Origin of the sequence: Micromonospora sp. NPDC051925 (assembly GCF_044548625.1) — a bacterium.
Lineage (GTDB): Bacteria > Actinomycetota > Actinomycetes > Mycobacteriales > Micromonosporaceae > Micromonospora.
In genome coordinates this window covers 174,324-186,114 of record NZ_JBIUCH010000016.1, presented here as the reverse complement: position 1 = coordinate 186,114, position 11,791 = coordinate 174,324, and the positions used below count along the sequence as shown (strand labels likewise).

The following is an 11,791-nucleotide window of genomic DNA, read 5'->3' as shown; positions in this document are numbered from 1 at the left end:
CGTCTTTTCCTTGCACCGCAACGGGTTCGGGCGTGTCCGCACCGACCACCACGGCGACCACCCACCGCACTCACGCCGTTACGCGGAAAGGCTCAATGAGCGGCTTGCGCTGAGGCTTACGGGCCTCTCGCGTTCGCCCGCTCTGACGGGCCGGGGGCGCGGAACTTGCTGGAGAGGGGGCTCCGAGGGGCCGGCATCTCCTGTTCCTGCCGCCATGGCCTCCTTTGCCACTGGCTCGGGCAGGCTTCCATTCAGTACGCGAGCTAGCAATTGTTCGTTCATGGTGTTAACTGTTTGGCGTGTTCCTTCCATCTTCTCTTCAATCAAGGTCAAGGCCCTCATCGTCTGAGAATAAACCTCTTGCGCCTTCATCTGCTGGTCATTTGCGGCAGCAGCTTGCACTATAAACACGATGATTTGGGCGACAAATGCGATGACTGCAAGCGCGAGCGCTACGACCGACAGCGTATCTGCATCCTTCACGGTGGTGACGATTGAAATGACCGCCACTAGCGCAATGCTGATAATCATTGACCAAATGGCGATGTCTCGCCAATTCAGCCTGACGGAGCCCTGATTCTCGCCCATGTCGCTCCCGCTGGTCCTAGGTCGCAAGTCCTGGCAGGGACTATACTGGTGTCGATCGACTACGTAACGTTTCGCTCCCCTGCTCGACACGGTCAACCCTGGTGAGTCGAGAGCCGTTTGCGCTGGTGACGGAGTAGCGGCTCTAAGTTCCGCTTCAACGTCTGAGGCCCGGCTAGTTGACGACCAGCGTTGCCGACGCCGGACGCCCTCGGACGATGGAGGACCGTTGGGGCAGCCCACACCGACTAATCGCCCAGCTCATCAACGACTGATCATTCCTTCGGGAAGAATCGGTCGCCGTGCCCGATGCGTGCCCGATGTAGGGGTCAACACCGGCGCACAGCGGCACTGTGGCTTTAGCGAAGCTGGACGCTCCGTGCCTGCCTGCCTGGTGGTACAGCTACCCACGGTGCAGATCAACGCGATTCCCAAGCTGACAGTGCGGGTTCGATTCCCGTCACCCGCTCCACCGCATGAAGGCCCTGAACCGGGCATGAATCCGGTTCAGGGCCTTCGCTTTTCGGCTTCTGCCGAATTGTTCTGCGAGCCGGGCCGAGGTGCCGCATGCGATGCCGAGCTTGGTCGTACGGATGGTCCGCGCGGTGCCGTTCGCCTGCTCTCGACGTACTCTGACGATCATGCGGATTGGCATCGTGATCCTTCCCGACCAGCGTTGGTCGGAGTCGCGTCGGCGCTGGCGGCAGGTGGACGAGTGGGGCTTCGACCACGCCTGGACGTACGACCATCTGGGCTGGCGGGACCTGGTCGACGGCCCCTGGTTCGACTCGATGGCGACGCTGACCGCCGCCGCGACGGTGACCGACCGGATCCGGCTCGGCACGCTGGTCGCCTCGCCGAACTTCCGGCACCCGGCGGCGTTCGCCCGGCAGGTCACCGCCCTCGACGACGTCTCGGACGGGCGGGTGCTGTTGGGGCTCGGTGCGGGTGGCATCGGCTTCGACTCCGCTGTGCTGGGCGGGCAGACCCTGCCGCCCCGGCCGCGGGTCGACCGGTTCGGCGAGTTCATCGAGCTGATGGACCTGGTCCTGCGTGAGGACGGGACCAGTTGGCAGGGTGACTGGTTCACCGCCGTGGACGCCCGCAACAATCCGGGCTGTGTGCAGCGGCCCCGGGTGCCGTTCGTGGTGGCCGCCAACGGGCCCCGGTCGATGCGGCTGGTTGCCCGGTTCGGTCAGGGCTGGGTCACCACCGGCACCGGTGAGGAGGAGCTGACGGCCTGGTGGGACGGGGTGGCGACGCTCTGCGCCCGGATGGACCGTACCCTCGACGAAGCTGGCCGCGACCCGGCGACCCTGCCCCGTTACCTCTCCCTGGACGCGGCCCCGGTCTTCTCGCTGAGCAGCGCGGACTTCTTCGCCGAGCAGGTCGCGCGAGCGGCGGCGCTCGGCTTCACCGACGTGATCACCCACTGGCCCCGGGCCAGCAGTTGGTACGCGGGGGACGAGGCGGTGCTGGTGGACGTCGCCACCCGGTTGCTGCCGGAGCTGCGGACGCCCTGAGCGGCGGCCCACCCGCCGCCGCGACGCTCAGGCCGGATCAGCGCCGCGACCGTCGTGGCGTCGAACACCTCCCGTCGTGTCCGTGCCGGATCAGCGTCGCGACCGTCGTCGTCAGGCGGCGGGCAGGTCGTCGGCGGTGAGCAGTCCGCGTACGCCCAGGTCGGCGGCGACCTCGGCGGGCAGGTCGACGACCACGGCGGCGACGCCGAGCCAGTGGGCGCCCCGGGCGGTGCAGAGGTCCCGGACGGCGCGGACCTGCGCGCCGGTGGCCACCCAGTCGTCCACCATGAGCACCCGGTCGCCCGCGCCCAGCCGGTCGTCGCGTACCGCCAGGTCGACCTGGCGACCCCGGAAGTCCGGTGGGCTCTGTGCCCAGGTGAGCGGGCCGGCGGGGAGTCGCCCGTCGCCGGGTTTGTGGGCCGGGACGAAGCCGACTCCGAGGGCGGTCGCGGCGAGCGGCCCGAGGATCAGCCCGGTCACCGCGGGGGCGACGACGACCGTCGGTCGGGCGGCCTGGAACGGCGTGACCAGGGCCGGTCCGAGCCGGGCCAGCACCTGCGGATCTCGCCACCAGCCGGAGGCGTCGCTGATCAGGTGGCTGCTGCCCGGCCCCGGATCGACCCAGTTGAACAGCTCGACCAGTCGTGTGCGCAGCTCAGCCGTCATGCCCTCATCCTCGGTGGTGAATGCCATCGGTGGCATTCTGGCCCGTGCGGCCCAGCGGGCCTCGGCTGATCGGTCACACGTATCGCTGCAATTCCGACCATACCGCCATGATCACGTTGACTTCGGAAGTGCTTCTCTCGTTACGGTCCGAGCCGTTCTGAAGGCATACGAAAGGACCGAGCCGGTGGTTGGCAGGCACTCCCGTACCCGCATCCTCTCCTCGCCCGCCGGCATCGCCGCGACCGCCGCGGTCGGCGTCGCGCTCGCCGTCGGTGGCACTGTCGGCGCCGTCCGGTTGACCGCCGACGAGGCGCCGGCCCCGGTCGCCGTGGAGACCGCCACCCCCAGCGCCATCGTCACCTCCGACGCGCCGAGCCCGAGCCCGAGTGTCACCCGCTCCCCGAGTGCCAGCCCCTCGCCGAGCGTCACCGTCAGTCCCAAGGCGACCCGCACCCAGGCCGCTTCCCGGAGCAAGCCGCGTACGGCCGCGCCCAAGCCCTCCGCCACCACGAAGAAGGCGGCGGCGTCCAAGAGCAACGTCGTCGACAGCGGTTCCTGCGGCGCGTCCTTCTACGACGAGGGTCAGTTGACCGCCAACGGGGAGAACTTCAACCCGGACGCGCTGACCGCCGCGCACAAGACCCTGCCGTTCGACACCAGGGTCCGGGTCACCAACCCGACCAACGGCAAGTCCGTCACCGTACGGATCAACGACCGTGGCCCGTACATCGACGGGCGTTGCATCGACCTGTCCCGGGCCGCCTTCGCGGCGATCGCCTCGGTCGACCTGGGTGAGCTGACCGTCCGCTACGAGGTGCTCGGCTGACGGCGAACGGCGGCACGGGTGGGCCGGCCGGGCACAACCTCCTCAATCGTGGGGCTAGGTTCATTCTCCGGTCCAGTTCCATCAGGCATGCTGTCCCACGTACGTAAGCATGCCTTCCAGTTGGGCCGCGGCCCGCTGAGCCCCGGGTACCGCGCCGGCGTCGGCGCGGCCGTCGGGCTGCTCGCGATCGTCTCGGCGATCGAGTCGGCCGACGGCTGGGCGGTCCACTACGTCGCGCTGATGACGGTGGCGCCGATCCTGGCCGCCGGGTTCGCGTCCTGGCGGGCCGTGGTCGGGGTGGGTCTCCTCGCGCTGCTGGTCGGGTCCGGTTTCGCGCTGACCGATCCGGACATGGAGTTGACCACGGCGGTCGCCCTCGTCGGGATCGCCTTCGCCACGGTGGTGGCGGCCGGCGTGGCGGCGGTCCGGCAGGGGCAGGTCGAGCGGATCGGCGAGCTGTCCCGGTTGGCAGCGGTGGCCCAGCAGGCCGTGCTGCGTCCGCTCGGCCCCCAGGTCGGCACCCTGGCGGTGGCGGCCCGGTACATCTCGCCCACGGCCACCGCCGAGATCGGCGGAGACCTGTACGAGGCGATCGACACCCCGTACGGGGTCCGCATGATCATCGGGGACGTGCGGGGCAAGGGGTTGGACGCGGTCCGGCTCGCCAGCATCGTGCTCGGCTCCTACCGGCACGTCGCGTACGAGCGGCCCGACCTGCGGGCGGTGGTGGCCGACCTGGACCGGGCGGTGGCCCGCAACGTGGGCGACGAGGACTTCGTCACCGCAGCCGTGGTCGAGGAGCGCGGTGGGACGCTGACCATCGTCAACTGCGGCCATCCGGCGCCGCTGCTGCTGCGCCGGGGCGCGGTGATCCCGTTGGAGCCGCCCGCCCCCGCTCCGCCGCTGGGCTTCATGCCGGTGGTGCGGCCCCGGGTCGAGCGGTTGGAGCCGGGGGACCGGCTGCTGCTCTTCACCGACGGGCTCGGTGAGGCGCGGCGGGACGGCGAGTTCTTCCCGACCGCCGACCGGGCCTGGCGGCTGCTCGGCCACGGCACGGTCGGCGACGGGCTGGCCTCGCTGGAGACCGCCCTGGTCGAGTGGGTGCACGGCCGGCTCGACGACGACATCGCCCTGGTCCTGATGGAGTACACCGGCCCGCGCAGCGGGGTGACGGTGGCGGTGCCCTCGTGGGAGGTCGGCGCGGCGGAAGGCTGAAGCGCGGGCATGTGACCGCCGTCACTTCGCCGATCGGGTTGTCGCTCCCTACCGGTGAGTAATACAGTGGGGGTTACTGATCGGTAACACCTGTCCGGAAGCGGGGCCAGCGAGCATGACCCACTACAAGAGCAACCTTCGGGACCTTGAGTTCAACCTGTTCGAGGTCTTCGGGGCGGACCGGACGTTCGGCCAAGAGCCGTACACGGACCTGGACGTCGACACCGCCCGCAGCTTCCTCTCCGAGGTCGACCGCATGGCCCGCGAGGACCTCGCGGCCAGCTACACAGACAGCGACCGCAACCCACCGGTCTTCGACCCGGCGACGCACACCGCCCCGCTGCCGGAGTCGTTCAAGAAGTCGTACCAGGCGTTCATGGACTCCGAGTTCTGGCGGCTGGACCTCCCCGAGGCCCTCGGCGGCACCAACGCCCCGCGCACCCTCTGGTGGTCGCTCGCCGAGTTGGTGCTCGGTGCCAACGCGCCGGTCTGGATGTACGCCTCCGGCCCGTCCTTCGCGCACGTGCTGCACGTCGAGGGCAACGACACGCAGAAGAAGTGGGCCAAGCTCTTCATCGACCAGCAGTGGGGCTCCACCATGGTGCTCACCGAGCCGGACGCCGGCTCGGACGTCGGCGCCGGCCGCACCCGGGCGATCCCGCAGCCGGACGGCTCCTGGCACATCGAGGGTGTGAAGCGCTTCATCACCTCCGGCGAGCACGACCTGAGTGACAACATCGTCCACTACGTGCTGGCCCGTCCGGTCGGCGTCGAGGGCGTCGGCGGTCCGGGCACCAAGGGCCTGTCCCTCTTCGTCGTGCCGAAGTTCCACTTCGACTCCGAGACCGGTGAGTTGGGCGAGCGCAACGGCGTCTTCGCCACCAACGTCGAGCACAAGATGGGCCTGAAGGTCTCCAACACCTGCGAGGTGACCTTCGGCGAGCACGGCGTACCGGCCAAGGGCTGGCTGCTGGGCGACCGGCACGACGGCATCCGGCAGATGTTCATGATCATTGAGTACGCCCGCATGATGGTGGGCACCAAGGCGATCGCCACCCTCTCCACCGGCTACCTCAACGCCCTGGAGTACGCGAAGAACCGCGTGCAGGGCGCCGACCTGATCCAGCAGGCCGACAAGACCGCGCCCCGGGTCACCATCACCCACCACCCGGACGTGCGTCGTTCGCTGCTGATGCAGAAGTCGTACGTCGAGGGTCTGCGGGCGCTTGTCTGCTACACCGCCACCTGGCAGGACCGGGTCGCCATCGCCGAGGCGGCCGGCGACGAACAGGCCATCAAGCTGGGCAAGCGGGTCAACGACCTGCTTCTGCCGCTGGTCAAGGGCGTCGGTTCGGAGCGGGCGTACGAGCTGCTCGGCCACGAGGCGCTCCAGACGTACGGCGGCTCCGGCTTCCTCCAGGACTACCCGCTGGAGCAGTACGTCCGGGACGCCAAGATCGACACCCTGTACGAGGGCACCACCGCGATCCAGAGCCTCGACCTGATCTTCCGGAAGATCGTCCGGGACAACGGAAAGGCCCTGACGACGGTCGCCGGTGAGATCCAGGAGTTCATCAGCACCGAGGCCGGCAACGGGCAGCTCAAGGAGGAGCGGCAGGCGCTCGGCAGGGCGCTCGCCGAGATCCAGCACATCCTCGGCGTGCTGACCGGCTGGCTCGGCGAGGCCCAGAGCGGCGACGCCCGCAGCCTCTACAAGGTCGGCCTGGGCAGCCGCCGCTTCCTGCTCGCCCTCGGAGACCTGATCGTCGGCTGGCTGCTCCAGAAGCAGGCCGACGTGGCCCTGAAGGCGCTGGCCGGCGAGGTCTCCGCCGCCGACAAGGCGTTCTACACCGGCAAGGTGGCCGCCGCCCGGTTCTTCGCCCGCGAGGTGCTGCCCCGCATCGGCGCCGACCGGCGGATCATCGAGGGCGCCGACCTGGACATCATGGACCTCCCGGAGGAGGCGTTCTGACCCCTCCCGGGTGTGCTGCCCCGCCCGCGGCAGACCGGACGGATTCGACCTGACGGCGGTGGCCGGCGAGTTCTCGCTCGCCGGCCACCGCCGTCAGGCCCACCGCCCAGCAGCCGCAGGCGGGCGTGGCGCAGGCGGCGCAATGTGGCCGAAATGGCGGTATCGGAAGCGTCCGGACACCCCGATTTCGGCTCCGTTGAGTCGATCATGCCGGGTGGTCACCGTATGCCGGGGTCGGTGAGGACCGGGGCGGGATTCGCGGGGTCGAATCCGGTAGGCGGGCTGCTGGCCGGGTAACCGTCGCCGACGAGGGGAGACCGGGTCTGGACGGGCGACCGTCGTCGACCAGGGGACCGGTCTGGACGGGTAACCGTCGCCGACCACGACAGGGCACGCCCAAGGGCCACCGCACGGGGGAGTGCAGCGCACATGGGCATTGGTAGCGGCATCTTTCTCATCGCGCTCGGCGCGATCATGACGTTCGCCATCCGGGCCAACGTCTGGTGGATCGACCTGCGCGCGGTCGGCTGGGTGTTCATCCTGGCCGGGCTGGCCGTGCTGCTGACCACGCTCTGGTTCTGGCAGGATCGGCGCAAGCGGGCGCGCACGCTCATCGTGGAGGAGAACCGGCTCTCCCATCCGACCGCGATGATGCCACCGCCTCCCGACCCACCGCCGCCCACCGCACCCCCGTCCTGACCGGGTTCGCACCGCTGCCGAGGACTGGCCGCGCGCCGGACCGCCACGTCGCCCACCTGCTGGGTGTCGGCCTGCTACGGCGTCCACCCGCTGGTGCCGGTCCCCGGCGGAGGCGCTGGGCCGTCAGCCGCGAGCGGTGTGCCGGTCGACGATCGGGGTGTCGCCGGGGGCGAGTTTCGCCCACGGGGTCGCCGTTCGGTGCACCACGAGATCGGTGGTCCGCAGCCCGTCGCGGTCGGCCCGTTCCGGGTCGAGGAGCGACGACAGTAGCGAGATGCCCGGATTGTGGGCGACGAGCAGCACCGTGCCGGCCTCCGGTTCGACCGTTCGCACCAGGTCGAGCAGGTCGTCCGGGTGCGCCTCGTACGCGGCGGCGGCGTACCGCACCACCGGAGCCGTCCCCGCCGGACCACCCTCCGGCGGGGAACAGGTCATGCCCAGCGCCACGTCGTGCCAGGTCTGCCTGGTCCGGCGGGCGGCCGAACAGATCACCACGTCGGGGAGCAGGGCGTGTCGGGCCAGCCAGACCCCGGCGGCAGCGGCGTCGGCGTGCCCGCGTGCGGTCAGCCGCCGCTCGACGTCGGGGCCGGTCCCGGGCTGTTCGGCCTTGGCGTGTCGGAGCAGCACCAGTGTCCGTGTCTCGGCATTGCCGTCCGTCATGAGCACAGCTTGCCTGATTGACGCGCGTGTCGCCTGGGTATGTCGATGGCTGCCACTCGCTCATCGATGCCCTCGATGGCCGTGGCGGGTGGGTAACGCCAGCTGACAGCCAAGGAGGCGACGTCATGGGCATCGGTGCCAGCATCTTCCTCATCGCGGTGGGTGCGATCTTCGCGTTCGCCGTCGACGCCGATCTGGGATGGCTCAACCTCGACGTGGTCGGCTGGGTGCTGATGCTCGCCGGCCTCGTAGGGTTGCTGACCACCCTGTTCTTCTGGAACAGCCGCCGCCGCACCGTGGTCACCACCGGAGTGCGTCAGGACCAGGTCGTCGCCGACCGGGTCGTGCCGGTGCAGGGCGACCGGGTGGTGCGCGAGGAGTACCGCGAGGCGCGCGGTCCGGGTTACCCGGTCTGACCGCACCGCACCTCGGCGTGGCCCAGGCCACGCCCCAGGATCTCGGGGGCCCCGCAACGGCGCGGGGCCCCCGAACCTGTCTGCGCCGAGTCGGGGGCAGGCCCGGTTGGCGTCAGGCGAAGACGGCGAAGTAGATCGCGATGTGGTGACAGAGGGCGGCGACCAGGGTGCAGGCGTGGAAGAACTCGTGGTGGCCGAAGACGGTGGGCCACGGGTTCGGCCGGCGCAGCGCGTAGCAGACCGCGCCGACGCTGTAGATCGCCCCGCCGGCGGCGAGCAGCACCAGCACGGTGACCCCGCCCTGGTGCAGGATCTGCGGGAGGATCGCCACCGACACCCAGCCGAGGGCCAGGTAGAGCGGGGCGGAGACCCAGCGCGGGGCGTGCGGCCAGATCAGCTTGACCGCCACGCCGGCCAGCGCCCCACCCCAGACCAGGCTGAGCATCAGGATGGCCATCCGGCGGTCGAGCAGCAGCACACAGAGCGGGGTGTACGTACCGGCGATGAACACGAAGATCATCGAATGGTCCATCCGGCGCATGATCTGGTAGCCCCGCTCCGACCACACCCGACGGTGGTAGAGGGCGCTGGTGCCGAAGAGACCGCAGACGGTCACGCTGTAGATCAGGCAGCTCACCAGGGGGGCCCAGCCGGGGCGGGTGGCCGCGATGGCGCAGAGCACGATGCCGCAGACGAGCGCGACGAAGAACGCGTAGGTGTGCAGCCAGCCGCGCATCCGGGGTTTACCGATGTCGACCGGCTTGAGCCGAAGCGGTGCGGATGTGGTCACGTCATCAGGTTACGGCACCGTAGGTTACTTGGAGGTAGTGCGACCCGTCACCACGCCGATCGGGTCCACCGGCCCTGGACGGCGAATCGATCGGGAAGTATGGCGGCATGCGTATCCGACCCGTGGGCCGGCACGCCCTCCTGCTCGACTGCGACGACCCCGGCCAGGTGGAGCAGTGGCGGGCCGAGCTGTGGCGTCGCCGGGAGGCCGGCGAGCTGACCGCCGCCGAGATCGTCCCGGCCGCCGCCACCGTCCTGCTCGACGGGGTGCCCGACCCGGCGTCGGCGGCCACCCGGATCACCGGCTGGACCCCCGACCCGGTCACCACCACGGCCGCCGCCCGCACCATCGAGATCCCCACCGTGTACGACGGGGAGGACCTGCCCCGGGTCGCCGAACACTGGCGGCTGACCGTGCCGCAGGTGGTGGAGCGGCTGCGGGGCACCGAGTTCCGGGTGGCGTTCTGCGGCTTCGCCCCCGGGTTCGCGTACCTGACCGGGCTGCCGCCGGAGTACGCGGTGCCCCGGCTGCCCACCCCGCGCCCCCGGGTGCCGGCCGGCTCGGTGGCCCTGGCCGGGCCGTACGCGGGGATCTACCCGACCGCCTCGCCGGGCGGCTGGCTGCTGGTGGGGCGGACCACGCTCACCCTCTTCGACGTGTACGCCGACCCGCCCGCCACGCTCACCCCCGGCACCCTGCTCCGGCTGGTGACCAAATGACCGGGCGCTCCGCCTCGGACCGTGCCGTCGACCGGGTGACCGGGCACTCCGCGCCGGACCGCTCCCCGTCGGGCCCGGCCGGTGGGCCGGTCGACCGGACAGGCCGGGTCGGGCGGCCGGCGGCGTGATCGAGGTGCGTCGGGCGGGGCCGCGTACCACCGTGCAGGATCTGGGGCGGCCCGGCTGGGCGCACCTCGGCGTACCCCGGTCGGGGGCGCTCGATCCGGCGGCGCTGGCGCTGGCCAACCGGCTGGTCGGCAACCCGGTGGACGCCGCCGGATTGGAGTTGACCCTCGGCGGCTGCGAGTTGCGGCTGACCCGGGCCGGCACGGTGGCGGTGACCGGGGCCGACGTCGACGTCCGGGTCGACCGCCGCCCCGGTGACGTGGGCCGGCCGCTGTCGGTGCCGGCGGGGGCGGTGCTGCGGATCGGGCCGCCCCGGCACGGGCTGCGCAACTGGCTCGCGGTCGACGGCGGGATCGCCGTCGCGCCGGTGCTCGGCAGCCGGTCCACCGACACCCTCTCCGGCCTCGGCCCACCCCCGGTACGCGACGGCGACCGGCTCCCGCTCGGCCCGTCGACCGGCCCACCCGCACCGGTGGACGTCACCGTCGGCCGACCGGTGCCGACCGAGCTGCGGCTGACCCTGCGCCCCGGCCCGCGCGCCGACTGGTTCACCGCCGACGCCCTGGCTCTGCTGCTCGGCACGGCGTACACGGTCAGTCCGGTCAGTGACCGGGTCGGCGCGCGACTGCTCGGCGCGGCGCTGCCCCGCGCGGTGGCCGGCGAGCTGCCCAGCGAGGGCGTGGTGCTCGGCGCGGTGCAGGTGCCGGCCGACGGCCAACCGTTGATCTTCCTGGCCGACCATCCCACCACCGGCGGCTACCCGGTGATCGGGGTGGTGGACGACGTGACCGGGCTCGCGCAGGCCCGGCCGGGGACTACGGTGAGGTTTCATGGACCTCAACGCTGACCTCGGCGAGGGATTCGGCATCTGGCGGCTCGGCGACGACGAGGCGCTGCTCGACCTGGTGACCTCCGCCAACGTGGCCTGCGGCTTCCACGGCGGCGACCCGTCGACGATGCGCCGGGTCTGCGCCGCCGCCGCCGAACGGGGCGTCGCGGTCGGCGCCCAGGTCGGTTACCGGGACCTGGCCGGCTTCGGCCGCCGGCACATCGCGTACGGCTTCGACGAGCTGCGCGACGAGGTCACCTACCAGCTCGGGGCGCTCGACGCGTTCTGCCGGCCCTACCGCACCCGGGTCCGCTACCTCAAGCCGCACGGCGCGCTCTACCACGCGGCGGCCACCGACGAGGTGCAGGCCGCCGCCGTGGTCGCCGCAGTCAGCGGGTACGACCACGAGTTGCCGATCCTGTGCGCCCCCGGCTCCACCCTGGCCCAGCTCGCCACCGGCGCGGGCCTGCGGGTGGTCGCCGAGGGCTTCGCCGACCGGGGTTACCTGCCCAACGGCGCGCTGGTGCCGCGTACCGCGCTCGGCGCGCTGGTCACCGACCCGGAGGAGGTGGCGGCGCGGGCGGTCCGGATGGCCACCGAACACACCGTGGTGGCGGTCGACGGCACCGTCGTCCCGTGCCCGGTCAGCTCGATCTGCCTGCACGGCGACAGCCCCGGCGCGGTCGCCTCGGCGGCCCTGGTCCGGGCCGCACTGATCGAGGCAGGGGTCACCCCCACCCCGTTCGCCTGACAGCTCGGCGGCCC

At 71.2% G+C, this 11,791-nt stretch carries 13 protein-coding genes; 9 read left to right on the top strand and 4 right to left on the bottom strand.

What is annotated here, in order from left to right; all coding sequences use genetic code 11:
• Nucleotides 1-78: 78 nt before the first annotated feature.
• The gene (locus ACIG87_RS22440; RefSeq protein WP_396852902.1) at nucleotides 79-588 is read right to left on the bottom strand and encodes a hypothetical protein; all 510 of its coding nucleotides are present in this window, start codon (nucleotides 586-588) and stop codon (nucleotides 79-81) included.
• Nucleotides 589-1,178: 590 nt separating this feature from the next.
• Between ACIG87_RS22440 and ACIG87_RS22435 the strand changes: the two genes are divergently transcribed.
• Nucleotides 1,179-2,108, top strand: coding sequence for an LLM class flavin-dependent oxidoreductase (locus ACIG87_RS22435; RefSeq protein WP_396852929.1), 930 nt, complete (start codon nucleotides 1,179-1,181; stop codon nucleotides 2,106-2,108).
• A gap of 111 nt (nucleotides 2,109-2,219) precedes the next feature.
• Here the strand turns inward: ACIG87_RS22435 and ACIG87_RS22430 are convergent, their stop codons facing one another.
• Nucleotides 2,220-2,774 carry a phosphoribosyltransferase gene (locus ACIG87_RS22430; protein ID WP_396852927.1) on the bottom strand — a complete coding sequence of 185 codons (555 nt, stop codon included), beginning with the start codon at nucleotides 2,772-2,774 and terminating at the stop codon, nucleotides 2,220-2,222.
• A 184-nt stretch (nucleotides 2,775-2,958) separates the two neighbouring features.
• Between ACIG87_RS22430 and ACIG87_RS22425 the strand changes: the two genes are divergently transcribed.
• The 4 genes from ACIG87_RS22425 (at nucleotide 2,959) to ACIG87_RS22410 (ending at nucleotide 7,486) form a co-directional block, all read left to right on the top strand.
• Complete coding sequence (locus tag ACIG87_RS22425) at nucleotides 2,959-3,600, top strand: septal ring lytic transglycosylase RlpA family protein (protein WP_396852900.1); 642 nt, start codon at nucleotides 2,959-2,961, stop codon at nucleotides 3,598-3,600.
• Between the two features lie 87 nt (nucleotides 3,601-3,687).
• Entirely contained in the window at nucleotides 3,688-4,815 is a 1,128-nt protein-coding gene (locus ACIG87_RS22420; RefSeq protein ID WP_396852898.1) for a PP2C family protein-serine/threonine phosphatase, read from the top strand.
• 115 nt (nucleotides 4,816-4,930) lie between these two features.
• Nucleotides 4,931-6,787: an acyl-CoA dehydrogenase gene (locus ACIG87_RS22415; protein WP_396852893.1), complete on the top strand. Its 1,857-nt coding sequence runs from the start codon at nucleotides 4,931-4,933 to the stop codon at nucleotides 6,785-6,787.
• Nucleotides 6,788-7,216: 429 nt separating this feature from the next.
• Nucleotides 7,217-7,486 carry a DUF6458 family protein gene (locus tag ACIG87_RS22410; RefSeq protein ID WP_067300694.1) on the top strand — a complete coding sequence of 90 codons (270 nt, stop codon included), beginning with the start codon at nucleotides 7,217-7,219 and terminating at the stop codon, nucleotides 7,484-7,486.
• Between the two features lie 123 nt (nucleotides 7,487-7,609).
• Here ACIG87_RS22410 and ACIG87_RS22405 read toward each other — a convergent pair whose 3' ends face one another.
• Nucleotides 7,610-8,146, bottom strand: coding sequence for a SixA phosphatase family protein (locus ACIG87_RS22405; protein WP_396852891.1), 537 nt, complete (start codon nucleotides 8,144-8,146; stop codon nucleotides 7,610-7,612).
• 125 nt (nucleotides 8,147-8,271) lie between these two features.
• On the opposite strand from ACIG87_RS22405, the gene ACIG87_RS22400 reads away from it, so the two are divergent.
• The gene (locus ACIG87_RS22400; protein ID WP_396852889.1) at nucleotides 8,272-8,562 is read left to right on the top strand and encodes a DUF6458 family protein; all 291 of its coding nucleotides are present in this window, start codon (nucleotides 8,272-8,274) and stop codon (nucleotides 8,560-8,562) included.
• Nucleotides 8,563-8,674: 112 nt separating this feature from the next.
• On the opposite strand, the gene ACIG87_RS22395 is transcribed toward ACIG87_RS22400, so the two are convergent.
• The gene (locus ACIG87_RS22395; protein ID WP_396852888.1) at nucleotides 8,675-9,352 is read right to left on the bottom strand and encodes a hemolysin III family protein; all 678 of its coding nucleotides are present in this window, start codon (nucleotides 9,350-9,352) and stop codon (nucleotides 8,675-8,677) included.
• 107 nt (nucleotides 9,353-9,459) lie between these two features.
• Between ACIG87_RS22395 and ACIG87_RS22390 the strand changes: the two genes are divergently transcribed.
• From ACIG87_RS22390 to ACIG87_RS22380, 3 genes are all read left to right on the top strand, one after another.
• Nucleotides 9,460-10,071, top strand: coding sequence for an allophanate hydrolase subunit 1 (locus ACIG87_RS22390; protein ID WP_396852886.1), 612 nt, complete (start codon nucleotides 9,460-9,462; stop codon nucleotides 10,069-10,071).
• Nucleotides 10,072-10,195: 124 nt separating this feature from the next.
• Nucleotides 10,196-11,044 carry a biotin-dependent carboxyltransferase family protein gene (locus tag ACIG87_RS22385; protein WP_396852884.1) on the top strand — a complete coding sequence of 283 codons (849 nt, stop codon included), beginning with the start codon at nucleotides 10,196-10,198 and terminating at the stop codon, nucleotides 11,042-11,044.
• Nucleotides 11,028-11,777, top strand: coding sequence for a LamB/YcsF family protein (locus tag ACIG87_RS22380; RefSeq protein WP_396852882.1), 750 nt, complete (start codon nucleotides 11,028-11,030; stop codon nucleotides 11,775-11,777). The genes ACIG87_RS22385 and ACIG87_RS22380 overlap by 17 nt, the downstream gene beginning before the upstream one ends.
• Nucleotides 11,778-11,791: the final 14 nt, after the last annotated feature.